Below are 24,115 nucleotides of genomic sequence, written 5' to 3'. Positions count from 1 at the left end.
CGTCGCTTATCGTGGTAGCCATGACCACTCCATGGATATGGCGCCATGACTTCCCCGACATTCAAACGCTACAGCGTGCTGGCCAGCAGCACGCTGGCTTTCACCCTCTGCTTCATGGTCTGGATGATGTTCGCGGTGCTGGGCATCCCGATCAAGCAGCAGCTGGGCCTCAATGAAACCGAGTTCGGCATCCTGGCCGCCACGCCGGTGCTGACCGGTTCGCTGATCCGCGTGCCGCTGGGCATCTGGACCGACCGCTACGGCGGCCGCCCGGTGCTGTTCGCGCTGATGCTCAGCTGCGTGCTGCCCATCTACCTGATGCAGTTCGCCAGCGCCTACTGGCAGTTCCTGCTGGCCGGGCTATTCGTCGGCCTGGCCGGCGGTTCGTTCTCGGTCGGCACGCCCTATGTGGCGCGCTGGTTCCGCAAGGAGCAGCAGGGCCTGGCCATGGGCATTTTCGGCGCCGGCAACGCCGGCTCGGCGCTGACCAAGCTGGTGGCCCCGGCGCTGATCCTGGCCTGGGGCTGGCAGAGCGTGCCCACCGCCTACGCGCTGATCATGCTGGCCGCCGCCATCCTGTTCTGGCTGTTCTCCTTCAGCGATCCGGCCCACAAGGCGCCGTCCACGGTGACGCTGCGCCAGCAGCTGGCGCTGATGAAGCATCCGGCGGTGCTGCGCTATTGCCAGTACTACTCGGTGGTGTTCGGCGGCTACGTGGCGCTGGCGCTGTGGATGACCAAGTACTACGTCGGCGAGTACGGGCTGGACCTGAAGCACGCGGCGTTGCTGGCGGCCTGTTTCTCCTTGCCGGGCGGCGTGCTGCGCGCGGTGGGGGGCTATCTGTCTGACCGCTTCGGCCCCTACGTGGTCACTTGGGCGGTGATGTGGGTGTGCTGGGTGGCCTTCTTCCTGCTGTCCTATCCGCAGACCGAGATGCGCGTGGCGACCACCGGCGGGCCGCTCAGCCTGCACATCGGCCTCAACGTCTACCTGTTCACCGGCCTGCTGTTCCTGGTGGGCGTGGCGATGGCGATAGGCAAGGCCTCGGTGTTCAAGTTCATCTCCGACGAATTTCCCGACTCCATCGGCGCGGTGTCCGGCGTGGTCGGCCTGTCCGGCGGCCTGGGCGGCTTCCTGCTGCCCATCCTGTTCGGCGTCTTGCTCGACCTGACCGGCGTGCGCAGCAGCGCCTTCATGCTGCTGTACGGCACGGTGTGCGTCAGCCTGGTGTGGATGCATTTTTCCTTCAAATCGGCGGCAAGAGCCAAGGCGCGGGCGCGCGCGGCCGAGCCCGTCAATCCCATTCCCTTGACCAACGAACGCGGCTGAGCGCGGCGCGGGAGACACTGATGACTTATCTGATCAAACACTGGGAGCCGGAATCGGCTTCGTTCTGGCAGCAGCAGGGACGCTCGGTGGCGCGGCGCAACCTGTGGATCTCGATTCCGGCGCTGACGCTGGCCTTCGTGATCTGGCAGGTGTGGAGCGTGGCGGTGCTGAACATGCCCAATATCGGCTTCGGCTACACCCAGAACCAGCTGTTCTGGCTGGCGGCGCTGCCGGCCTTGTCCGGCGCCACGCTGCGCATCTTCTATTCCTTCATGGTGCCGGTGTTCGGCGGCCGCAAGTGGACGGCGATCTCCACCGCCAGCCTGCTGATTCCGGCGGTGGGCATAGGCTTCGCGGTGCAGAACCCGGACACCAGCTATGTGACCATGGTGACGCTGGCGCTGCTGTGCGGCTTCGGCGGCGGCAATTTCAGCTCCAGCATGGCCAATATCAGCTTCTTCTTCCCCAAGTCGGAAAAGGGCACCGCGCTGGGCCTGAACGCCGGCCTGGGCAATCTGGGCGTATCCATCGTGCAGTTCGTGGTGCCCATCGTCATCACCATGGGCCTGTTCGGCCAGTTGGGCGGCGATCCGCAGCACTGGGTGAAGGGCGCGGCAGCCAAACAGATGTGGCTGCAGAACGCCGGCTTCGTCTGGGTGCCGTTCATCGTGCTGTCCACGCTGGCGGCCTGGTTCGGCATGAACGACCTGGCCTCGGCCAAATCCTCGTTTTCCGAGCAGGCGGTGATCTTCACCCGCAAGCATAACTGGCTGATGTGCTGGCTGTACGTGGGCACCTTCGGTTCTTTCATCGGCTTCTCCGCCGGCTTCCCGCTGCTGGTCAAGGGCCAGTTCCCCGACATCGACCCCACCCGCTACGCCTTCCTGGGCCCCTTGGTCGGCGCGCTGACCCGCCCGCTGGGCGGCTGGCTGGCCGACAAGATAGGCGGCGCCAAGGTGACGCAGACGGTGTTCGCGCTGATGGTGCTGGGCGTGCTGGGCGTGATCTTTTTCCTGCCGCACGGCGGCCAGGGCGGCAACTTCTACGGTTTCTTCGCGATGTTCCTGTGCCTGTTCGCGCTGACCGGCGTCGGCAATGGCTCCACCTTCATGCAGGTGCCGGCCATTTTCCTGACGCTGCACCAGCGCATGGCCGGCCCGGGCGAGTCGGCCATGCGGCAGGCCACCCAGGACGCCACCCGCGAGGCGGCGGCGGTGCTCGGTTTCGCCGGCGCGATCGGCGCCTACGGCGGCTTCTTCATCCCCAAGAGCTACGGCACCTCCATCGCGATGACCGGCGGGGTAGAGGCGGCGCTGTACCTGTTCATCGCCTTCTACCTGAGCTGCCTGGCGATCAACGGCTGGTACTACGCCCGCAAGAACGCGGAAGTGCGTTGCTGATTGGCCGGCGCAATGCCCGGCAGAGCGTGCTAGCCGGGTATTGCACCCTACGGTTGGACGGAATGAAAAGCGCCCGCGGGCGCTTTTTTCCCGTCCGGCTTTCGTTCTATCCCGGACTACTCCTTAAGGCTTAGCCGGACCCCTTCCTATGCCTGTGCCGCTCACCCCTACTGGCCGATTGGGCAGTGAGGGGGCGGACGGTAGGCTAAGGATTATCGCAACCAGTATCGGCAGCCGGGCGGCGGCGACGCAGGACAGGATTCCCGGCGCGCATGGAGGCAAAATGAGCCATTTTCTCGACAGACTGAATTTCCTCGGCAAGGTCAAGAGCACCTTCGCCGACGGCCACGGCGCGGTGGTGAACGAAGACCGCGGCTGGGAAGACGCGTACCGCCAGCGCTGGCAGCACGACAAGATCGTGCGTTCCACCCACGGCGTCAATTGCACCGGCTCCTGCAGCTGGAAGGTGTATGTGAAGAACGGCCTGATCACCTGGGAAACCCAGCAGACCGACTACCCGCGCACCCGTCCCGACCTGCCCAACCACGAGCCGCGCGGCTGTCCGCGCGGCGCGTCCTACAGCTGGTACGTGTACTCGGCCCAGCGCGTCAAATACCCGATGCTGCGCGGCCAGCTGGCCCGGCTGTGGCGCGACGCCCGCAAGACCTTGAGCCCGGTGGAGGCCTGGGAGAAGATCAGCCAGACGCCCGAACTCGCCAAGCAATACAAGTCCGCGCGGGGCCAGGGCGGTTTCGTGCGCGCCAGCTGGGACGAGGCCAACGAGATCGTCGCCGCGGCCAACGCCTTCACCATCAAGACATTCGGCCCGGACCGCGTGGTCGGCTTCTCGCCGATTCCGGCGATGTCCATGGTGTCCTATGCCGCCGGCAGCCGCTACCTGAGCCTGATAGGTGGCGTGCCGCTGTCGTTCTACGACTGGTATTGCGACCTGCCGCCGGCCAGCCCGCAGACCTGGGGCGAGCAGACCGACGTGGCCGAGTCTGCCGACTGGTACAACTCCACTTACCTGATGGTGTGGGGCTCCAACGTGCCGATGACCCGCACCCCGGACGCCCACTTTTACACCGAGGTGCGCTACAAGGGTACCAAGACGGTGGCGGTGTCCAGCGACTTCGGCGAAATGGCCAAGTTCGGCGACATCTGGCTTGCGCCCAAGCAGGGCACCGACGCCGCGCTGGCGATGGCCATGGGCCATGTGATCTTCAAGGAATTCCACTTGGATCGCCCGTCGGCCTACTTCACCGACTACATCCGCCGCTACACCGACATGCCTATGCTGGTGACGCTGCGCCGCGACGGCGAGCGCTGGCTGCCGGACTACTTCCTGCGCGCCTCCCATCTAGAGGGCAGCCTGGGTGAAGACAACAACCCGGACTGGAAAACCCTGCTGATCGACGAGGCCAGCGGCGACATCGTCGCGCCCAACGGCTCGATCGGCTTCCGCTGGGGCCAGGCCGAGGGCAAGGCCGGCAAGTGGAACCTGGAGCAGAAGGACGGCGCCAGCGGCCGCGAGGTGTGCGGCCGCCTGTCGCTGATCGAGCAGCGCGATGAGGTGGTCGGCGTCGGCTTCCCGTATTTCGGCGCCGAGCACGACGAGCTGCTGACCCGCAATGTGCCGGTGAAGAAGATCAAGCTGGCGGATGGCGGCGAGGCGCTGGTGGCCACGGTGTTCGACCTGATGGCGGCCAACTACGGCATAGACCGCGGGCTGGGCGGCGGCAACGTCGCGGCCGACTACATGGACGACGCGCCGTACACGCCGGCTTGGCAGCAGAAGCACACCGGCGTGAAGCCGGAGATGGTGATCCAGGTGGCGCGCGAGTTCGCGCACAACGCTGACCAGACCCAGGGCAAATCCATGGTCATCGTCGGCGCGGCGCTGAACCACTGGTACCACATGGACATGACCTACCGCGGCATCATCAATATGCTGATGCTGTGCGGCTGCATAGGCCAGAGCGGCGGCGGCTGGTGCCACTACGTGGGCCAGGAAAAGCTGCGCCCGCAGACCGGCTGGGCCCCGCTGGCCTTCGCCGGCGACTGGAACCGCCCGGCGCGGCAGATGAACGGCACCAGCTTCTTCTACGCCCATACCAGCCAGTGGCGGCATGAAAAACTGGGGGTGGGCGAGATTCTGTGCCCGACCGCCGACGGCAAGATGGCCGACATGGCGCTGATAGACTACAACGCCAAGGCCGAACGGATGGGCTGGCTGCCGTCCGCGCCGCAGCTGTCCGCCAACCCGCTGGATATCACCCGCGCCGCCGCCGAGGCGGGCCTGGACCCGGTGGACTACACCGTGCAGGGCCTGAAGAGCGGTCGGCTGGACATGGCCTGCAACGATCCGGACAACCCGCAGAACTTCCCGCGCAATATGTTCGTCTGGCGCTCCAACATCCTGGGCAGCTCGGGCAAGGGCCACGAGTACTTCCTCAAATACCTGCTGGGCACCCAGAACGCGGTGCTGGGCTCGGAAGATGACTGCATCAAGCCGTCCGAGATCACTGTGCGCCCGGCGGCAGAGGGCAAGCTGGACCTGATGGTGGTGCTGGATTTCCGCATGTCCACCACCTGCCTGTACGGCGACATCGTGCTGCCCACCGCCACCTGGTACGAGAAGGACGACCTCAACACCTCCGACATGCACCCCTTCATCCACCCCTTGTCCGAGGCGGTGCAGCCCTTATGGCAGGCCAGGAGCGACTGGGAGATCTACAAGGGCTTCGCCAAGAAGCTGTCCGAGGTGGCCAAGGACTATCTGGGCGTGCAGAAAGACCTGGTGCTGACCCCGCTGATGCACGACAGCCCGCAGGAGCTGGGCCAGCCTTTCGATCCCAAGGACTGGAAGAAGGGCGAGTGCGAGCCGCTGCCGGGCAAGACCATGCCGGCGATGACGGTGGTGGAGCGCGACTACGGCGCGATTTACGACAAGTTCACCACCATCGGCCCCCTGCTGGAAAAAGCTGGCAACGGCGGCAAGGGCATAGGCTGGAAGACGGCGCACGAGGTGGACATCCTGCGCGGCCTGAACCAGGTGGCGCAATCGGGCGCCGGCAAGGGCCAGCCCAAGTTGGAGACCGCCATCGACGCCGCGGAGATGATTCTGACGCTGGCGCCGGAAACCAACGGCCACGTGGCGGTGAAAGCCTGGGACGCGCTGTCCAAGGTGACCGGCCGCGACCATACACACCTTGCCAAGCCGCGCGAGCATGACAGCATCCGTTTCCGCGACGTGCAGGCGCAGCCGCGCAAGATCATTTCCTCGCCGACCTGGTCCGGCCTGGAAAGCGAAGAAGTCAGCTACAACGCGGGTTACACCAATGTCCACGAGCTGATTCCGTGGCGCACTTTGACCGGCCGCCAGCAGTTCTATCAGGACCACCAGTGGATGCGGGCCTTCGGCGAGGGATTGTGTGTGTATAAGCCGGCGGTCGATTTGAAGACCACCCAGGCGGTGCTGGGCAAGCACGGCAACGGCAATCATGAGCTGGTGCTGAACTTCATCACCCCGCACCAGAAATGGGGCATACACAGCACCTACTCAGACAATCTGCGCATGCTGACGCTGAGCCGCGGCGGCCCCCACGTCTGGCTGTCCGAGATAGACGCCGCAAAGGCCGGTATCGCCGACAACGACTGGATAGAGGTGTTCAACGTCAACGGCACGCTGACCGCCCGCGCGGTGGTGTCGCAGCGGGTGCCGGAAGGCATGACGCTGATGTACCACGCCCAGGAAAAGATCGTGAACGTGCCGGGCGCCGAGGTGTCCGGCAAGCGCGGCGGCATCCACAACTCGGTGACCCGCGCGGTGACCAAGCCCACCCACATGATAGGCGGCTACGCCCAACTGGCCTGGGGCTTCAACTACTACGGCACGGTGGGCGCCAACCGCGACGAGTTCGTGGTGGTGCGCAAGATGGACAAGGTGGACTGGATGGACCAGCCCGCGGGAGACAAGCAATGAAGATACGCGCGCAAATCGGCATGGTGCTGAACCTGGACAAGTGCATCGGTTGCCACACCTGTTCGGTCACCTGCAAGAACGTATGGACCAGCCGCGACGGCATCGAGTACGCCTGGTTCAACAATGTGGAGACCAAGCCCGGCATCGGCTACCCCAAGGACTGGGAAAATCAGGACAAGTGGCAGGGCGGCTGGAAGCGCCGCGCCGACGGCAAGCTGGAGCCGCGCCAGGGCGGCCGGCTTAAGATACTGGCCAATATCTTCGCCAACCCCAATCTGCCGGCGATAGACGACTACTACGAGCCGTTCACCTACGACTACGAGCATCTGCAGAACGCGCCGCAGATGCAGACGCCGCCGACCGCGCGGCCGGTGTCGGTGCTGACCGGCAAGAAGATGGACAAGATCGAGTGGGGCCCGAACTGGGAGGACGACCTGGGCGGCGAGTTCTCCAAGCGCGCCAAGGATGCTTTGTTTGAAGGCATCCAGAAGGAGATGTACTCCGCCTTCGAGAACACCTTCATGATGTATCTGCCGCGGCTGTGCGAACACTGCCTGAACCCGGCCTGCGTCGCGTCCTGTCCGTCCGGCTCCATCTACAAGCGCGAAGACGACGGCATCGTCCTGATCGACCAGGACAAGTGCCGCGGTTGGCGGATGTGCGTGTCAGGCTGTCCGTACAAAAAGATTTATTACAACTGGACGTCCGGCAAGGCCGAGAAGTGCATCTTCTGCTACCCGCGCATCGAGTCCGGCCAGCCTACCGTGTGCTCGGAAACCTGCGTCGGCCGCATCCGTTACCTGGGCGTGCTGCTGTACGACGCCGACAAGATCGAACAGGCGGCGGCGGTGGAAGATCCGCAGGATCTTTACCAGTCGCAGCTGGACCTGTTCCTGGATCCGAACGACCCTGCCATCGCGGCCGAGGCGCTGAAGCAGGGCATCCCGCAAAGCTGGCTGGACGCCGCGAAGCGCTCGCCGGTGTACAAGATGGCGATGGAGTGGAAGGTGGCCTTCCCGCTGCATCCGGAATACCGGACGCTGCCGATGGTGTGGTACATCCCGCCGCTGTCGCCGATCCAGAGCGCGATGGAGAACGGCCTGATAGGCGAGGGCGGCATCATCCCCGACGTGCAGAGCCTGCGCATACCGATCAAGTATCTGGCCAACCTGCTGACGGCCGGCAAGGAAGAGCCGGTGGTCAAGGCGCTGGAAACCATGGTGGCGATGCGCCGCTACATGCGCAAGAAGAGCGTGGAGAAGGTCTGCGACGCGGCTACCCTGGCCGGTACCCACCTGACCGCAAGCCAGGTGGAAGAGATGTACCAGGTGATGGCCATCGCCAATTACGAAGACCGCTTCGTGATTCCGTCCAGCCACAAGGAAATGGTGGAGGAGGCGTTCGAGGACAAGGCCAGCTGCGGCTTCAGCTTCGGCAACGGCTGCTCCGGCGGCGAGTCCGAAGCCAGCCTGTTCGGCAAGAAGAAGGCCACGCCCATCGTGTTCCACGACATGCGGCGCGACCGCAAGTCCAACGCCGGCAACTGAGGGAGACCGATATGCGCATCCACGCCATTCTGTCCGCGCTGTTGTGCTACCCGGAGGCTGAGCTGGTCGCCGCGGTGGACGAGATCCGCGCCGAGGCGGCCGAGCACCTGCAGACCGCCAGCCTGCTGGAACCGCTGCTGCAGGCGCTGCAGAACGAGGACCTGATCGAGCTGCAGCAGCGTTACGTGCTCACCTTCGACCGCACCCCGTCGCACTCGCTGCACCTGTTCGAGCACATCCACGGCGAGGACCGCGCCCGCGGCCAGGCCATGGTGGACCTGCTGGATGAATACCGCCGGCACGGCTTCGAGCCGACGTGCAGCGAGCTGCCGGACTACCTGCCGCTGTTCCTGGAGTTTCTGGGGCAGTGCGGCCAGGCCGAGTCCGAGCGGCTGCTGGGCGACGCGGTGCACGTGATCGGCCACATCGCCGGCAAGCTGAACGAGGCGGAGTCGGCCTATGCCGGGCTGTTCGACGCGCTGCTGACGCTGTCGCCGGTCCGGCCTGAGCCGCTGCAGGCGCCGCCCATCCGCGACATGGACGAAATGCTGGAAACCTTCGGCCCCGGCGCGGACGGCGTGGAGCCGCTGCTGAAGCCGACCATGCCGGCGATCGCCCCGGTCAATTTCTATCCGCGCGGCGCGCGCGCCTGAAACCTTACCCCCTCTTCGCTGAATGGGAGAGGGGCGGCGGACGGCGCTGACGCTCCGCCATCGGGAGACAAACATGGACTACCTGCATAGATTCGTATTCGGCATCTATCCCTACATCGCGCTGGCCATTTTCCTGCTGGGCAGCCTGATCCGCTTCGAGCGCGAGCAGTACAGCTGGAAGAGCGAGTCGTCGCAGCTCTTGTACCGCGGCCAGCTGCGCCTGGGCAATATTCTGTTCCACCTGGGCATCATCGGGCTGTTCTTCGGCCACCTAGTTGGTCTGTTGACGCCGCTGGCGGTGTGGGACGCGCTGGGCGTGACGCACAACTTCAAGCAGGTGTTCGCCATGAGCGCCGGCGGCCTGATGGGCGGCCTGTGCCTGATCGGCATCGCGCTGCTGCTGCACCGCCGCTTCCTATGCGACCGCCTGGCGGCCAACACCACTTGGCGCGACAAGCTGGTGCTGCTGTGGATACTGGCCACGCTGCTGCTGGGCCTGAGCACCATCGTCGTGTCGGCCCAGCATCTGGACGGTCACGAAATGGTGCTGCTGATGAGCTGGGCGCAGCATATCGTCACCTTCCGCGGCGACGCGGCGGATTTCATCGTCTCCGCCTCGCCGGTCTTCAAGCTGCACCTGTTCATGGGCATGAGCCTGTTCGTGATCTTCCCCTTCACCCGGCTGGTGCATGTGTGGAGCGGCTTCGGCGCCGTGACCTACCTGGGACGCGCCTGGCAGCTGGTGCGCCCGCGCGGCTGAACGGCTGAACGGCTGGGCATGAAAAACGCCGCGCATCCTGTGAGGGGGCGCGGCGTTTTGATTAGGTAGACCACATTTTATTTCACGAGGAGTTCAGTTGAGGGTAAAAGGGAGTTGACCTCACTGAATTTCATCTGACTGACCGGATGGAAATTGTGGTCTGTCCCCTATTTCTCAGAGACTTAACGTCCAGGTTAACCGGTGCCGGAGCGCGAAGCGGGTAGAGCGCTAATACGGGCCATGAAAATGCCGAAGGCATGGCTCATATTGGTGTCCGCGTTGAGCCGCCAGTTAGGCTGGGGCGAGTAGAGGCCGTGTGGCAATTGCATATTGAACCAAATACTTTCAGTGGGGAGCCACATTGCCAAGATAAGTATCGCGGATCTGATTGAAATTTATAGCTGAGCTGCCAGCTGATTGCGCTGCCAAATATAGATTCAGATCCGTGGTAATGAGCGTAATGTCTTCTGAGCAGGCCTCAATCAGCAGCGAGTCTGTTAGGCCAAGACGTATAAATTCCTGCCGATCAGTAACGGTATTGCTTGGGATGTAGCACTCTGCCGTAGATGTTATGAGGTTTTTCAGTACGGCGAAAACCTTGCTGCGAGCAGGCTCTCCAATGTATGCAGCCAGATTGGATGTTTCTGTTAGCGTGTTCGGGGTGACTAATACCGAAGTTGCATTTGAAATTATCTTGAGCAACGCATCATAGTCATCGGGTACGAACTCTGTCAGGCGCTTGTGCTTTTCAATGTAGTCACGAGACGCTGTCCCAACGACAAAGAGCACCAACAGGTTGGTGTCTATGAGAAGTTGTACAGGCCTCAAAATGGAGCCTCACGATTCTTGACCGAAAGCACTTGGTCATTTTGGTTGTCAATACGAACAACTTTATATGAGCGGCGAGGTCCGTTTGAACCCGCTAGGGCTGCTAGTGCGTTGCGCGGTTCATCCCAAGGCCGAGAAAAGCCGATAGTGACAATCCACTGATTTGTTGATTGGTCTAGCTCAACTTCTTCAAGTCCAACATTGCTTAGATTCTCATCAGCAAGTAGATCGATGATGTAGCGCTTTGCGCTAGAAACAGCATCTTTTACATTCATGTGACTCTCCAAAACGATGTTCTGATTGTAAGACCTAACTCCCTGGTTAACCGGCGCCAGAGCACGAAATGCGGAAGGTGCCGCGACAGGTCATAAGAATGCCGAAGGCATGGCCTGTAGTGGCGTCTGCGTTGAATTTCCAGTTAGGTTGGGGATAGACGCTATTACGGGTAAGCATGCGCGAATTGTTCTTGGATTAGGGTAATTAGTGATCACCAAGACCTAGATCTTTAGTTTTTTGCTGATGACATGGTTTTCTGACAAGTCATGCTCCAGCTTTTTTTGAGATTGGTCTTTCTCGATACATCGCTTTGCGAAATCCAGAAGATTCGTTGCGAGTTGAGCTGAGCAAGCATTGATTACCAAAGCCCCTGCATTGCCTTCGCTCAGTTTCGGTACCTCCATCTGAATTTCTGCGCCAATCTTGTCTATTTCAGTGGTGATGCACTCGATGGCTTCGCAAACTCTCTCGAGTGATGGTATTGATGTACTTTCTCCGGAGAAAACCGCATTCAAGTCATCAATGATTGCTTCCGCTTGCTTGATGTTCATAGTTTGGATTCGTCAATTTTTATGTGCCGACTACTCTTGGTCCAGGCTAGTAAGTTGAGCTTAGCCTAACTTGTAATTAGACACTCGAAATATCGGGTGATCCCACCAAATTTTGGCGAATGAAAATTATGCCGTCAAGATTTTCATATTTAAATCAGCATGATGTGGGTCGGTGTGACTATTTTAGGATACCTGAAAATGGGCAAAACACACCACCTGCTAAGCAAGGTCACTCCACGCTGAATTCATAAACACATGGGAGGGGAGCGCGGGTTGGCCTTGACCGCGCCGCGCCATGATGGCATAGCTGTGGGGGTATCAAACCGGGCAAGGCTCAGGCCTTATCCAGCCCATGCTCCACGGCATAAACCGCCGCCTGCACCCGGCTGCTCAGCGACAGCTTGCGCAGGATGTTCTGCACGTGGACCTTGACCGTGCTCTCGGCCAGGTCCAGCGCGCGGGCGATTTCCTTGTTGCTGGCGCCGCGGGCCAGCCAGCCCAGCGTTTCCCGTTCGCGCGGGGTCAGCGCGTCGGCTTCGCTGGCCTTGGCCGCCGGTTGGCGCAGGCGGGCCAGCAACTTGGCGGTCATTTCCGGCGACAGCACGCTGTCGCCGTCCACCGCGCGGCGAATGCTGTCCAGCAGGAAGTCGGCGTTGATGTTCTTCAGCAGATAGCCGCGGGCGCCGCCGCGCATGCATTCGGCCAGATCGTCGCCGTCCTCGGACACGGTCAGCATCAGCACCGCGGCGTTGGGACAGCCGCTCAGTATCTGCGCCAGCGCTTCGCGGCCGTTCATCACCGGCATGTCCAGGTCCAGCAGCACCACGTCGGGCTTCAGCAGTTCGGCCTGTTTGACGCCGTCCAGCCCGTCGGCGGCTTCGCCGACCACCAGGAAATCGTCCTGCCGCTGCAGCAGCGCCTTCAGGCCGCTGCGGAACAGCGTGTGATCGTCAATCAACAGAATGCGTATGGCTTGTGTCATGCGCTGATGCGCTCCTCTTTGGGCAGGGTCAGCTCCACCGTGGTGCCCTGCGTGGGCGCCGAGCGGATCTGGATATGGCTGTGTATGCGTTTGGCCCGTTCTTGCATGATGGACATGCCGACGTGGCGCGCGGATTTCGCCGCCAGCTGGCCGGAATCGAAGCCGCGGCCGTTGTCGCGGATGCGCATGCTGAAGCTGGCGGTGTTGTCGATCTCCACTTCCACCTCGCTGGCTTCGGCGTGCTTGCGGATGTTGGACAGCGCTTCCTGCAGGATGAAAAACACCTGCAGCTGCTGCTGCGGGTCCAGCGGCTTGCCTTCGCCGCGCATTTCCAGCCGCGCCGGCACCCGGGTCTGCTGTTCGAAGCGCTGCAGCAGCGTGCGCACCGCCTCGGGGAATTCCTGCTGGCTGATGCGGGTGCGGAAGTTGAGCAGCAGCTCCCTGACGTCCTCGTAGCACTCCTGCACGCCGGCGCGGATGAAGGCCAGGTTTTCGCGCGCCAGCGCCTCCTCGCGCGAATTCATCGCGTCTTCCAGCATCTGCGTCTGCAGATTGAGGAAGGACAGCGACTGGGCGATGCTGTCGTGCAGGCCCTGGGCCATCAGGTTGCGCTCCTCGGACACCGCGAACTGGCGTTCCACCGCGCCCAGCCGCTGGTTTTCGATGGCCACGCCCAGGTGCTGGCCCAGGGTCTCGATCAGCATCTGCTCGGCCATGGACAGCACGCGCTTCTGGCGGAAGTAAAGCGTGAAGATGCCGACATCCTCGCGCTGGTTGCGGATGTGGAACACGGCGATGGAGGCGAAGCCCGCCTTGCGGCAATGGCGGATTTCCTCGCCTTCCAGCTCGCCGATGTGGCGCAGCACGGCGAAGGGCTGCTGCACCGCTTCGCCGCAGTGGCAGGCGTCGTCGGGGATGCATTCCTCGTTGAGCGCCATCTCCGCGGGCAGGCCTTGCTGGGCGATCTGGTCCAGCTTGCCGCGCTCCGGGTCCACCAGCCTGGCGTTGGCCGCGTCGGCGCCGGTCAGCTGCATCAGGCGGCGGATGAAGCCCTGGCAGGTTTCGTCCAGCGCGCGCTGCTGGTGCAGGAAGGAAGTCATGTCGTACAGCGTTTTCAGCCGCAGGTTCTGTTCTTCCACCTCGCGAGTTTTTTGGGCGACCTTGCTCTCCAGGTTCTGGTACAGGTCCTGCGCCCGCTCGGCCATCTGGTTGAAGCCCTCGGCCAGCATGCCGAGCTCGTCCTGGCGATCCACTTTGACCCGGGTGTCCAGCTCGCCCTCGCGCAGCCGGCGCATCGCGTCGCTGAGCGCGCGGACCGGGTTGATCACCATCAGGAACAGCATGTAAGCCATGGTCACCGCGCCGGCCAGCGCCATCGCGATCAGCACCATCTGGAACATCCGCAGCAGATTGGTGTGGTTCTCGTTGTCGCGCTCCAGCAGGCTGACCAGGTTGTCTATCTCGGCGACGAAGCCGTGCAGCCGCTGCGCGGACGGCTGGGCGCCGTCGGCGGCCAGCAGCAGCGGGCGGATATCGTTGCGCCAGCGCTGCTCCAGCCGCCGTTCCTGGTCGCGGATATCGCGGTTGTCGGGTAGGAACAGCGGCCGCGCCGGATCGCCGCGCTTCAGCCGGGCCAGGGTCTGGTCAAAGCCGGCGACCTCGTCGCGCAGCACGCGCTCGGGGGCTTGGGTGGACATCAGGTAGGCGGCGCGGAAAGTGCGCATGCGCAGGCTGCCCACATCGTTGATTGCGGCGGCGCCGCCTTCCAGCCGCCAGGACAGCGCCAAGGTATAGCCTATCGAGATCAGCGCCACGCACAGCGCCAGCAGCGACAACACCAGCAGCTTGCTGGCCAGGGTCTGGAAGCGGGGAGGGGCAAAACGGATGTCGGGCATGGGCATGGTTCTGCTTTTGGCGGATGGCAAACGGCGGCGGCGGACTGCACAATGTCTGGACGCGGTTATGGTTCAGATATGAATTGTTTAAACATAGCTTTTATCGATGGCCGCGACAATCCGTCAAAAGGAGAAGAAATGCAAGCGGTACTGGGCATATGCGGTTACTCGGGCAGCGGCAAGACCACCTTGCTGGAGGCGCTGCTGCCCTTGCTGGGGCGCCGGGGCTTGAGGGTGTCGGTGATCAAGCACAGCCATCACGACGTGGAGCTGGATACGCCCGGCAAGGACAGCTTCCGCCACCGCCGGGCGGGAGCCAGCGAGGTGATGATCGTGTCGCCGCGCCGGGTGGGGGTGTTCGCCGAAACCGAGCGGGAGCTGACGCTGGACGAGCAGCTGGCGCGCCTGTCGCCGTGCGACCTGGTGTTGCTGGAGGGGCAGAAAAGCCTGCCCGTGCCCAAGCTGGAAGTTTTCCGGCCGGCGCTGGGCAAGCCGGCGCGCTATCCGGACGACCCCAACGTGATCGCGGTGGCCTGCGACGCGCCGCTGCAGGCCGGCATCCCGGTGCTGGATCTGAACGACGCGGACGCGGTGGCGCATTTCATCGCTGGCTGGCTGGCCGATACGCGCTGAGTCAGCCGCCGGTCTGGGACATGAAGCGCATCACCTTGGCCGGCGCTTCCAGGAAGTCGTGTTTTTCCGGCTTCAGCTCGATGGCGGCGCGGATGGCGGCTTCCAGCTCGGCGTCGCTGCAGCCGGCGCGCAGCAGCGGCCGCAGCTCGAAGCGCTGCTCCTGGCCCAGACACAGGTAGAGCGTGCCGTCGACCGACATCCGCAAGCGGTTGCAGCTGGCGCAGAAGTGCTGGCTGATCGGCGTGATCAGGCCCAGCGTGAAGCGCCCGTCGCTCGATCCCCAATAGCGCGCCGGTCCGCCGCCCAGGCTGACGCTGAGCTCGGACAGGCCGAAGCGGGGGCCCAGCCGCTCCAATATCGGCGCCAGCTCGCTGCCGCGCGCGCCGCGGCCGCTGTCGCCCATCGGCATCGCCTCGATCAGGCGCAGGATGAAGCCGTGCTCGATGCAGAACTCCGCCATCGCCTCGATGTCGCCGTCGTTGACCCCGGCTATCGGCACCATATTGATCTTGATGCGCTCGAAACCGGCGGCTTTCGCCGCCGACAGGCCCGCCAGCGCCTTGGGCAAGCTGTCGCTGCCGGTCAGCTCCGCCACGCAGTCGCGGCGCAGCGAGTCCAGGCTGACGTTGAGCCGCTTCACGCCCGCCTGGCGCAGCGCCTTGGCGTGGCGCTCCAGCTGGGTGGCGTTGGTGGACAGCGACAGGTCGGCCAGGCCGGGCAGGGCGGACAGCCGTCCGGCCAGCAGCGGCAGCTCGCGGCGCAGCAGCGGCTCGCCGCCGGTCAGGCGGATGCGGCGCGCGCCCAGGCGGACGAAGGCCGCGGCGACGCGTTCGATCTCGTCGAAAGTCAGCCAGTGGGCGGGCTCCTCGAAGCCCTTGAAGCCCTTGGGCAGGCAATAGCTGCAACGCAGGTCGCAGCGGTCGGTGACGGAAAGCCGCAGGTAATCGATGGCGCGGCCGAAGCGATCGGACAACATGGTGCATCCTCGGGGACTGCCGGTATGTCTGGATTGTATGCCGGGCATGGGCGCTCGGCAGTTCCCTGGAGGTGGGAGGCGGACTAGCTATTTAGTCGTAGAGGGCGTGTGTTGACTTGATTTGGCTCTGGCGAACGTAGTTTGCGCGGTTTTGTTCTTTCTTGAACTTTTCTTTCGCTTGCATTTGTGTGGTTATTTTTATGTTCCATTGCTTTGTTATTTATTAAAATAATATGCTTTTGAATTGTTGTAAAATGGCACAAATTGTTTACATCCACCGCCATGCCCGCCATTCATTCCCAACGCAACGCCTACATCCTGCTGGTGCTGACCATGCTGATGTGGTCCACCAATTTCATCATCGCCCGCGCGCTGCACGCCGAGCTGGGGCCGTTCACGCTGGCCTTCGCCCGCTGGGGCATCGCCCTGGCCTGCGTGCTGCCGTTCGCGCTGCCCAGGCTGCGCCGCAACTGGAGCCAGCTGCGCGCGCAGTGGCCGCTGCTGCTAGTGCTGGGCCTGTTCGGCATCGGCCTGACCAATACCTTCGTCTACCGGGCATTGCAGACCACCACCGCCACCAATGCGGTGATCCTGAACAGCGCGACGCCGGTGATGGTGCTGCTGCTGGGATCGCTGTATTTCCGCCAGCGGCTGAGCAGCCGGCAATGGATGGGCATGACGCTGGCGCTGTGCGGCGCGTTGTTGATCGTGCTGAAGGGCAAGCTGCTGGAGATCGGCGGCTTCCATTTCGGCGGCGGCGATCTGTTCGTGCTCGCCGGCGGCCTGAGCTGGGCCATTTACACGCTGGGCCTGCGCAAATTGAAGCCGGGCATCGATCCCATGGTGCAGATGGCGGCGCTGCTGCTGGTGGGCGAGGCCGTGCTGCTGCCGTTTTTCCTGGGCGAACTGTCGTCGCGCGGCTTGCCCTCGCTGGACGCAGGCGCGGCCGCCAGCCTGCTGTACCTGGGCGCGCTGCCCTCGGTCGTCGCTTACCTGTTGTACAACCGCGCGATCGCGATGGTGGGCACGGCCAAGGCGGCCGCTTTCCTGTACCTGATGCCGGCCTTCGGCGCGATGCAGTCCATCTGGCTGCTGGGAGAGGAGCTGCACTGGTATCACGTGGCTGGCTTGGCCGCCATCTTCGGCGGCATCGCGCTCAGTTCGCTGAGCCGCGGCGCGGCGAGGGAGAACGCCGGAGCGGCGTTGCGGGCGAAAGAGTCCTGAGCCGGCAGGCCAGGCTGAAACGGGAAGGCGGCGCGGAAAGCGCCGCCTTTTTCATGGCCGGAGATATCGGTCAGGTCAGATACAGCAGCAGCGGCATCGCGCGCACGGCCAGCCAGGCCAGCGCCACCGGCAGGATCAGGCACAGACCGCCCCAGAAGGCCCAGCTCGTTTCGCATTCGGCGCGGCGGCGCATCTCCATCAATTGCAGCCGGTAGGCGATATAGCTGACCACGGCCACCAGCGGCGAGACCAGCACATAGGCGGCCAACGGGCGCCATTCCAGCCACGGCGACAGCGCCAGCACGCCGATGTGCAGCGCCAGTTGGCTGGCGCACAGCGCGGCCAGCCGGACGTCGCGTCCGGGGAAGCGCCAGGCGCGGCGGCCCACGCGCATGTGGACCGCCGCCCACATCGCGGCGGCGATGCCCAGCCAGGCGTAGGGGTAGAACAGCGGCAATGCCAGCGGTTCGATCGATACCGGCTCGGGATGGTGGTCCAGCAGCGCCGCCAGAATCAGGTAGGCGGCCAGGAAACAGGCGACGGCGGTGCCGTCGCGGCTGCGGACCAGCCGCCAGACGATGTGCAGCGAAAACAGGATGAGGACGAGCAGCAGCAGGATTCCGACAGGCGTCGCCGTCATGCAGCCTCCAGCGCCGACAGCAGCGCGGCGGATACCAGCTCGCCGATCTGGGCCAGATACTGGGTGTGCATGTCGAAGGTGAAACGCTGGGGATCGTCGCTGGCCAGCACCAGGATGCCGAAGGGCTGGCCGGCGGCGTCTTTCAGCGCCACCTGGGCGAAGGATTGCAGCACCGGCGTGGCGGGAAACCAGCTCAGCACTTCGTCGTTGACGTAGGGGCCGCAGTAGGGCGCGACCAGGTTGCGGGCCAGGCCCTGCACCTCGCTGCGCGCGTTGTAGTGCTCGGCGTCCTTTTCCGCCGCCGGATGCCACAGCTTCAGCGCCGAGCGGTCCAGCTGGAATTCACGGCTCAGGCCGCCCTGCAGCTCGGCGATCAGCTTGCCGGGGCCGCGCGCCGCCAGCAGGGCCAGCGTCAGCCGGTGCAGCCTGGCCAGCAGGCGGTCGTTGTCCTGGCCGCGATCGATAAGCTGCTGCAGCTGGGCTTCCAGCTGGCGGTTCTGGTCCTTCAGCTCCAGCATCTGGCGCTCGACGAAGGAGATCACCCGCTCGCCGTTCTGCGGCGCCGCCTGCAAGCCGTAGCGCGCGGCGTGCTGCTGCAGGAAGTCGGGATGCTCGTCGAGAAACGCCAGGACTTGTTCGCTGTGCATCTGCCTTGTCCTTTCCTTAATCGGGATGCGGAAATGGGTTGGTGTCGCCGGGGGGCTTAAAGTTCGATTTCGCCTTGGAAAACGGTGACCGCCGGGCCGGTCATGATCACCGGGCTGCCTTCGCCGGCCCATTCGATCACGATGTCGCCGCCGCGGGCATGCACGGTGACGCGCGCGTCCAGCAGGCCCTGGCGTATGCCGCAGACCACCGCCGCGCAGGCGCCGGTGCCGCAGGCCAGCGTTTCGCCGGCGCCACGCTCGTAGACGCGCAATCGGATTTCGCCGCGGTTGACGATCTGCATGAAGCCGGCATTCACCCGTTGCGGAAAGGCGGGGTGGCTCTCGATGGCCGGCCCGACCTCGGCCACCGGCGCGGCATCGACGTCGTCGACCCGCTGCACCGCGTGCGGATTGCCCATCGACGCGATGCCGATTTCGCAGCGGCCTTCGGGCAACGGCAGGGAGTAGGTCAGCGCTTCGGCGTCGGCCAGGAAGGGCAGGTCGGCGGGCCGGAAGCGCGGCACGCCCATGTCGACGCGGGCCAGGCCGTCTCCCAGGTATTCCGGCGCGATCACGCCGCGCGCGGTTTCCACTTCGATCCGGCTCTTGCCGGTCAGGCCCTGGTCGCGGACGAACTTGGCGAAGCAGCGCGCGCCGTTGCCGCACTGTTCGACCTCGCCGCCGTCGTTGTTGAAGATGCGGTAACGGAAGTCGTGGCCGGCCTCGCGCGCCGGCTCCACCAGCAGCAGCTGGTCGAAGCCGATGCCGAGCTGGCGGTTGCCGAGCAGGCGTATCTGCTCCGGCGTGAGGGAAACGGTCTGGCGCACGCCGTCTATGACCATGAAGTCGTTGCCCAGGCCGTGCATCTTGCTGAATTTCAGTTTCATCGGTGTCGCGTGGCGATGCATTGTGGATGGGGCAGCTTAGCACAGCCTATCGAGGGATACATCTATGGGAGCGGGCCTGGGCGGACGAGGAGATTGGGCGCGCCCACGCCGCCTGTCCGCGGAAATGGGCGCGCCGCTCAACCGGCGGCCAGCTGGCGCTGAGCCAGCCGCGCCAGCGCGGCCAGCCGCTCGCGCGGCATGCCGGCGGACAGCGCGTATCCCTGGCCCCGTTCCCACCAGTAATAGACATTGACCGGCCCCTGGCTGGCGAAGTGAAAGCCGCTTTCCGCCTGCGGCCTGACGCCGTTCGCCACGTACAGCGTCACGCGCAGCCCGGACGCGTCGTGGTACATGAACTGCGCAACCGGGCCCCGTTCGCCCGGCAGCAGGCGGCCGCCGATCAGCTCGTAACCGGCCTGGGCCAGGCGCGGCGGCTTGATCTGGCTGCGCATGCGCCGGGAAAGCCAGGCGACCATTTGCGCTTCTTGGTCGGCGCCGATCTCGACCGGGCGCTGGATGTCCGGACTGTAGACCACGTGCGCCATTGCGGCTTGCCTTGGGAAGCTGTCCGTCGGCGCACTTGCCGCCACGGCGGGGCGGTCGGCCTGATAGGCCAGCCGGCCGTACCAGCCGCCGCCCAGCCCCAGCGCGAACACCAGGCCGGCGGCCATGCCTTGGCGCCACCAGGCCGGCGCCGCGCGCCGAGCCGGCGGCCTGGCCGCGTCCAGCAGGCGATCCGGCACCGGTTCGCGCCCGGGCAACGCCCACAGTTCGCGCAGCGCCTCGTCCTGTCGCCGCCATTGCTCCAGTTGGCGCGCGGCCTCTGGATGCCGCTCCAGCCAGGCTTCCAGCGCTTCGGCCTCGCTCGGGCTCAATTCTCCGTCCAGATAGGCTTGCAGCTTATCCGCGTTCGACTCGGTCATGGCTCCATGCCTCCCTGTTCCATCATCAATTGGCGCAGCCGCTCCCGGCCTCGGTGCAGGCGCGACATCACCGTCCCCGCCGGCACGCCGAGGATGCCGGCCGCGTCCTGATAGCGCATGCCCTCCACCACTACCAGCAGCAGGACTTCTCTTTGTTCGTCCGGCAGCTGGGCCAGGACGCGGACCAGATCCCGCATCCGCGATTCGCGCTCGTGGCCGGGCGGCACCGCCAGTCCAGCCCACTCCGCGTCGGACAGCTCTGTCGGCGGCCTGGCGCGCCGGACATGGTCGACATGCCGGTTGTGCAGGATGCTGAACAGCCAGGGGCGGATATCCGAGCCTGGCCGCCATTGCCGCCAGTTGCGCCAGGCCAGTTCCAGCGCGTCCTGCACCAGGTCGTCCGCCGTGGCCGCGTCCCGTTCCAGCACCCGCGCGTAGCGGCGCAAGCGGCCCAGATTGTCCAGCAGCAGCTGGTGAAACTGGCGCTCCGGATTCTGTTGGCCTATGGCTGGATCTCCCGCACGATGCCGCGCGTGGCCAGATCCAGCTCCGCCACGCTCAGGTCCTGGTTCAGCACCCAGGCTTTGCGGCTGTCGCGGCTGAAGCTGATGGCCTGGCGGGGACCGGATAGCCCGCCGATCTCGGCCACGGGCTTGAAGTCCGGCAGCGCGACCTCGGTGAGCGAGCCGCTTTTCAGATTGCCGGCGTACAAGGCCTTGCCGTCCGGCCGCAGCGCGGCGCCGTAGGGCTCGCGGCCCACCGGCACGGTGGCCGTGATCCGGCCTGTCTTGGTGTCCACCCTGGCCAGGGTGTCGGCGCCGCTGTTGGCCGCGTACAGGGTGCCGCCGTCGGCGGACACCGATATCGCGCGTATCTTGTCGAAACCGCCGATCTCGCGGCGCAGCGTCAGTGTCGCGGTGTCCACCACGCTCAGCTTGTCGCTGCGGAAATTGGTGACGTAAAGATCGGCGCCGTCTGGCGACAGCTTGATGCCCTGGCGCGGGCCGGAGAATCCTGTGATCACCTTGAGCACCCGCCAGTCGGCCAGATCCACCACGCTGACGCTGTTGGCGGCCTGGTTGTTCACGTACAGCCGGGAGCCCGAGCGGTCTATGGCGCTGCCGAACGCGCCAGGCCCCAGCGCCAGGCTGGCTTCAAGCTTCAGCGCGCCGACATTCCAGCGCTCCAGCACGCCCTTGCTGCTGTCCGTCACATAAATGCGTTGCCCGTCAGGCGAGAAAACGATGTTGCGCGGCGTGACGAAGCCGGGGAGCGTGGCCGCGAGTTTGCCGCGGGCCAGGTCGTATACCTTCAGTTCCGCGGTCTGGCTGTTGCCCGCCACCGCGACGCTCTCGTTCGGGCTGACCGCCAGCGTGTTGTTGCGGATGTCGGCGTCAAAGGGTTGGGCCGCGGCCGGCCGGGCAAGGCCCCACAATAGCGAGGCGGCCAATAAGACGGTTTTCTGCATGTTCGCTTCCACAATGGTCTGGGTGTCGGTCAGGGCTTGGCGGTTTGCCACAGCTGTTTGAAGCCGTCGCCTTTCCGCTCTCCCGGCGCGCGGTCCTGGGCAAAGCGGTAAAGCGGTTTGCCGCGCCAGGTCCACTGCCGCGAGCCGTCATCCCGGACAGCCAGGCCCAGGTTTCCTTCCGGCTTGTCTTCTGCGCCTGCGGCGAGCGGCGGCCATAAGGTCGCGCATGGGCCGTTGCAGGCGCTGCGTCCATCGTCCGCCTTGTCTTTGGCGAAAACATAGAGGGTCATGCCTGACGGGTCGGCCAGCGCGCCGTCGCGGATTATGATCGGCGATGGCCCGGCCGGAGCGGGCGCCGCCGCGAGAATGGCGAGAAAACCGGCGAGAAGCAATGCGTGGTCCATGTATGACTCCTGATCGGGTTGGCAGGGAGCAGGACATCGGATCTCGCTCCCATCAGGGTATACGTGGGGGACGAAGAGAATATTCCCGAAGGCGGAAGATTTTTTGCGGGGGCCGCGAAAGAGGCCGGGGAAATGCCGGCGGCGAAGGCCGCCGGGCAAGCAAAGGCGCGGGGATGGGCCCCGCGCGGGCGCTCAGGCGCGCAGCACGGTGCGCGCGCCCTGGTAGCGCGGCGCGAAGTAGACATTGTCCAGCCGCGCCACGCGTATGGTGCTGTTGCTGCGCGGCGCGTGGACGAATTTGCCGTCGCCGATGAAGATGCCCATGTGCGAGAACGGCCGGTTCATGGTGTTGAAGAACACCAGGTCGCCGACCTGCATCTGGTTGTCCGGGATCGGGCGGGCGATGCCGGCGATCTGCGCGGCGTTGTGCGGCAGGCGGATGCCGACCGCGTTCTGGTAGATGTAGCTGACCATGCCGCTGCAATCGAGGCCGGCTTCCGGATTGTTGCCGCCGAACTGGTAGCCGCCGTCCAGCAGGCCTATCGTGTACAGCAGGATTTCGCGGCCGTTGCCATCGGCGGTGAGGTTGGACAGCGAGGTGTCGCCGCCCGGCTTGCCCGGTCGCGGGCGGTGCTGGCTGGTTTTCACCGGGGTGGTGCCGCAGGCGGCGAGCAGGGCCGCCAGGCCGGCCAGCGCCGCGCCTTTCAGCAGACGGCGGCGGTCGGCGCCGTCGTCTATCAGCTGGTTTTCTTCCATTGTCGCTGGGACTCCTGTCGTTTCCGTATCGCGCCGGGCCGATGGACGCCAGATCGCATCTGCCCGGGTTTCATTTCGGATCCATGCCGGTCCAGCCATATGCCGTATATGGGTGGAAAGGCTGTATTGACGCCAGTATAGCGCGAGTCGTGAAATCGCTTCCGGCGCCAGTGTAAATACCTGAAGCGATTTCGCCATGACTTCATGATGATTGATGCAATGGGTATGAAATGCGGGCGGCCGGATGATGTGCGGGGGCTGGATTTTCAAGGATGCCGCGTTTGCCCGGCTAGAATAAAACCAGATTTACGAATCCATTCCCGGAGGCATGAGATGAACATTGCGACGGCTGCGGCAATCCGTTCGAGGATCTCATCGTGGGCGGCGCGCGCATTGGCGATCTGGATCGGGCTTGTTCCGCTGCCGGCTTTGCCGGCGGAAATCGCGTATATCACCGCCAAGGCGGATTTGCCGTTCTGGGATACGGTGGGCAAGGGTGTGAAAGCGGTGGCGGAAGCGAACGGCTATGCGTTTTCGGAGCTGGACAGCAAGCTCAGCGCGGAGATGCAGTTGAACAATGTCCGCCAGGCCATCGATCGCCGCGTCGCCGGCATCGTGATTTCCCCGACCAATAGCAAATCGGCCGAGGAGGCGCTCATTCTGGCCAGGCGGGCGAAGATCCCGGTGGCCATCGCCGATATCGGCGCCAGCGGCGGCGACTACGTCAGCTTCGTCAAATCCGACAACTACCGCGGCGCATACGATGTGGGGACTGAGCTGGCGAAGGCAATGAAGGCGCAAAACTGGGCCAGCGGCGCTTACGGCATGGTCACCATCGAGCTGTCGAGGAAGAACGGACAGGACCGCACCAACGGCTTTCGCGACGCGATGAAGGACGCGGGTTTTCCGCGCGAGATCGTGCTCAGACAGATGAAGGATTACTCCGCCGAGGAAACATACCGCTATGTCAAGGAGATGCTGGCCGCGCATCCGGGCCTGCGGGGATTCTTCATCGAAACCGACCAGCCGGTGGCGGGCGCGCTGCGGGCGATTCGCGAAGCGGGCAAGGAGAAGCAGCTGCTTTTGGTTTCCTTTGACGCGATGCCCGATGTCGTTCGCCTGCTCAAAAGCGGCGCGCTGGTCGCCGTGGGCATGCAGCAACCTTACCTGATGGGCAGCTCCGCGGCCGGCGCGCTGGTTTCCCGCTTGCGCGGCCATCCGCCGGCGAAGGAAATCCTGGTGCCGGTGCTGGTGGCGACCGGCCGCAATGTGGACCAGTTGATGCCCGTCGCCGCGCGGACGGTGTTCGGCAAACCGCTCAAGTGAGAGGGCCTGGTTCTTCGGTTCGCAA

At 64.5% G+C, this 24,115-nt stretch carries 23 protein-coding genes; 9 read left to right on the top strand and 14 right to left on the bottom strand.

All coding sequences use genetic code 11. From position 1 onward, the window contains the following. Nucleotides 1–45: 45 nt before the first annotated feature. The 6 genes from CV_RS12430 to narI all read left to right on the top strand — a co-directional run bounded on the left by CV_RS12430 (nucleotide 46) and on the right by narI (nucleotide 9,674). Entirely contained in the window at nucleotides 46–1,329 is a 1,284-nt protein-coding gene (locus CV_RS12430; protein WP_011136092.1) for an MFS transporter, read from the top strand. A gap of 20 nt (nucleotides 1,330–1,349) precedes the next feature. After that, nucleotides 1,350–2,729, top strand: coding sequence for a NarK family nitrate/nitrite MFS transporter (locus CV_RS12425; protein ID WP_011136091.1), 1,380 nt, complete (start codon nucleotides 1,350–1,352; stop codon nucleotides 2,727–2,729). 283 nt (nucleotides 2,730–3,012) lie between these two features. Next, the gene (locus CV_RS12420; RefSeq protein WP_011136090.1) at nucleotides 3,013–6,714 is read left to right on the top strand and encodes a nitrate reductase subunit alpha; all 3,702 of its coding nucleotides are present in this window, start codon (nucleotides 3,013–3,015) and stop codon (nucleotides 6,712–6,714) included. Beyond that, nucleotides 6,711–8,261, top strand: a complete 1,551-nt coding sequence (gene narH, locus CV_RS12415) for a nitrate reductase subunit beta (protein ID WP_011136089.1) — start codon at nucleotides 6,711–6,713, stop codon at nucleotides 8,259–8,261. Before CV_RS12420 ends, narH begins: the two co-directional genes overlap by 4 nt. Nucleotides 8,262–8,272: 11 nt before the next feature. Then, complete coding sequence (narJ, locus tag CV_RS12410) at nucleotides 8,273–8,914, top strand: nitrate reductase molybdenum cofactor assembly chaperone (protein ID WP_011136088.1); 642 nt, start codon at nucleotides 8,273–8,275, stop codon at nucleotides 8,912–8,914. 73 nt (nucleotides 8,915–8,987) lie between these two features. After that, nucleotides 8,988–9,674, top strand: a complete 687-nt coding sequence (gene narI / locus CV_RS12405; RefSeq protein WP_011136087.1) for a respiratory nitrate reductase subunit gamma — start codon at nucleotides 8,988–8,990, stop codon at nucleotides 9,672–9,674. Nucleotides 9,675–10,019: 345 nt separating this feature from the next. Here the strand turns inward: narI and CV_RS22925 are convergent, their stop codons facing one another. The 5 genes from CV_RS22925 to CV_RS12395 form a co-directional block, all read right to left on the bottom strand. Beyond that, complete coding sequence (locus tag CV_RS22925) at nucleotides 10,020–10,502, bottom strand: PIN domain-containing protein (protein WP_011136086.1); 483 nt, start codon at nucleotides 10,500–10,502, stop codon at nucleotides 10,020–10,022. Beyond that, nucleotides 10,499–10,777: a hypothetical protein gene (locus CV_RS22920; protein WP_011136085.1), complete on the bottom strand. Its 279-nt coding sequence runs from the start codon at nucleotides 10,775–10,777 to the stop codon at nucleotides 10,499–10,501. Before CV_RS22920 ends, CV_RS22925 begins: the two co-directional genes overlap by 4 nt. Before the next feature lie 222 nt (nucleotides 10,778–10,999). Beyond that, nucleotides 11,000–11,329 carry a hypothetical protein gene (locus CV_RS23540; protein ID WP_147296142.1) on the bottom strand — a complete coding sequence of 110 codons (330 nt, stop codon included), beginning with the start codon at nucleotides 11,327–11,329 and terminating at the stop codon, nucleotides 11,000–11,002. Between the two features lie 334 nt (nucleotides 11,330–11,663). Then, nucleotides 11,664–12,311, bottom strand: a complete 648-nt coding sequence (locus tag CV_RS12400; RefSeq protein WP_011136082.1) for a response regulator — start codon at nucleotides 12,309–12,311, stop codon at nucleotides 11,664–11,666. Next, complete coding sequence (locus CV_RS12395) at nucleotides 12,308–14,206, bottom strand: type IV pili methyl-accepting chemotaxis transducer N-terminal domain-containing protein (RefSeq protein WP_011136081.1); 1,899 nt, start codon at nucleotides 14,204–14,206, stop codon at nucleotides 12,308–12,310. Before CV_RS12395 ends, CV_RS12400 begins: the two co-directional genes overlap by 4 nt. Nucleotides 14,207–14,344: 138 nt before the next feature. On the opposite strand from CV_RS12395, the gene mobB reads away from it, so the two are divergent. After that, nucleotides 14,345–14,839, top strand: coding sequence for a molybdopterin-guanine dinucleotide biosynthesis protein B (gene mobB, locus CV_RS12390; RefSeq protein ID WP_011136080.1), 495 nt, complete (start codon nucleotides 14,345–14,347; stop codon nucleotides 14,837–14,839). Nucleotide 14,840: 1 nt separating this feature from the next. On the opposite strand, the gene moaA is transcribed toward mobB, so the two are convergent. After that, nucleotides 14,841–15,815: a GTP 3',8-cyclase MoaA gene (gene moaA / locus CV_RS12385; RefSeq protein ID WP_011136079.1), complete on the bottom strand. Its 975-nt coding sequence runs from the start codon at nucleotides 15,813–15,815 to the stop codon at nucleotides 14,841–14,843. 282 nt (nucleotides 15,816–16,097) lie between these two features. On the opposite strand from moaA, the gene CV_RS12380 reads away from it, so the two are divergent. Next, nucleotides 16,098–17,039 (top strand): DMT family transporter, encoded by a 942-nt coding sequence (locus CV_RS12380; RefSeq protein ID WP_045050908.1) that lies wholly within the window; start codon nucleotides 16,098–16,100, stop codon nucleotides 17,037–17,039. Between the two features lie 70 nt (nucleotides 17,040–17,109). On the opposite strand, the gene CV_RS12375 is transcribed toward CV_RS12380, so the two are convergent. The 8 genes from CV_RS12375 to CV_RS12340 all read right to left on the bottom strand — a co-directional run bounded on the left by CV_RS12375 (nucleotide 17,110) and on the right by CV_RS12340 (nucleotide 22,764). Then, nucleotides 17,110–17,679, bottom strand: coding sequence for a hypothetical protein (locus CV_RS12375; RefSeq protein ID WP_011136077.1), 570 nt, complete (start codon nucleotides 17,677–17,679; stop codon nucleotides 17,110–17,112). Further along, on the bottom strand, nucleotides 17,676–18,326 hold the full coding sequence (locus CV_RS12370) for a DUF484 family protein (protein WP_011136076.1): 651 nt from the start codon (nucleotides 18,324–18,326) through the stop codon (nucleotides 17,676–17,678). Before CV_RS12370 ends, CV_RS12375 begins: the two co-directional genes overlap by 4 nt. Nucleotides 18,327–18,382: 56 nt before the next feature. Then, the gene (dapF, locus tag CV_RS12365; RefSeq protein ID WP_011136075.1) at nucleotides 18,383–19,213 is read right to left on the bottom strand and encodes a diaminopimelate epimerase; all 831 of its coding nucleotides are present in this window, start codon (nucleotides 19,211–19,213) and stop codon (nucleotides 18,383–18,385) included. A 137-nt stretch (nucleotides 19,214–19,350) separates the two neighbouring features. Beyond that, nucleotides 19,351–20,136 carry an anti-sigma factor family protein gene (locus CV_RS12360; RefSeq protein ID WP_043596209.1) on the bottom strand — a complete coding sequence of 262 codons (786 nt, stop codon included), beginning with the start codon at nucleotides 20,134–20,136 and terminating at the stop codon, nucleotides 19,351–19,353. Continuing rightward, nucleotides 20,133–20,606, bottom strand: a complete 474-nt coding sequence (locus CV_RS12355; RefSeq protein WP_043596206.1) for a sigma-70 family RNA polymerase sigma factor — start codon at nucleotides 20,604–20,606, stop codon at nucleotides 20,133–20,135. The genes CV_RS12360 and CV_RS12355 overlap by 4 nt, the downstream gene beginning before the upstream one ends. Before the next feature lie 32 nt (nucleotides 20,607–20,638). Beyond that, the gene (locus CV_RS12350) at nucleotides 20,639–21,604 is read right to left on the bottom strand and encodes a beta-propeller fold lactonase family protein (protein WP_043597955.1); all 966 of its coding nucleotides are present in this window, start codon (nucleotides 21,602–21,604) and stop codon (nucleotides 20,639–20,641) included. A gap of 29 nt (nucleotides 21,605–21,633) precedes the next feature. After that, complete coding sequence (locus CV_RS12345; protein ID WP_011136071.1) at nucleotides 21,634–22,008, bottom strand: COG4315 family predicted lipoprotein; 375 nt, start codon at nucleotides 22,006–22,008, stop codon at nucleotides 21,634–21,636. A 192-nt stretch (nucleotides 22,009–22,200) separates the two neighbouring features. Beyond that, complete coding sequence (locus tag CV_RS12340; protein ID WP_080509005.1) at nucleotides 22,201–22,764, bottom strand: C40 family peptidase; 564 nt, start codon at nucleotides 22,762–22,764, stop codon at nucleotides 22,201–22,203. Between the two features lie 204 nt (nucleotides 22,765–22,968). Here CV_RS12340 and CV_RS12335 point away from each other — a divergent pair, with 204 nt between their 5' ends. Continuing rightward, nucleotides 22,969–24,090 carry a substrate-binding domain-containing protein gene (locus tag CV_RS12335; protein ID WP_214758474.1) on the top strand — a complete coding sequence of 374 codons (1,122 nt, stop codon included), beginning with the start codon at nucleotides 22,969–22,971 and terminating at the stop codon, nucleotides 24,088–24,090. Nucleotides 24,091–24,115: the final 25 nt, after the last annotated feature.

This window comes from Chromobacterium violaceum ATCC 12472 (assembly GCF_000007705.1).
Classification (GTDB): domain Bacteria; phylum Pseudomonadota; class Gammaproteobacteria; order Burkholderiales; family Chromobacteriaceae; genus Chromobacterium; species Chromobacterium violaceum.
The sequence above is the reverse complement of the archived record's forward strand: the minus strand, read 5'-3'. Positions and strand labels throughout refer to the sequence as shown.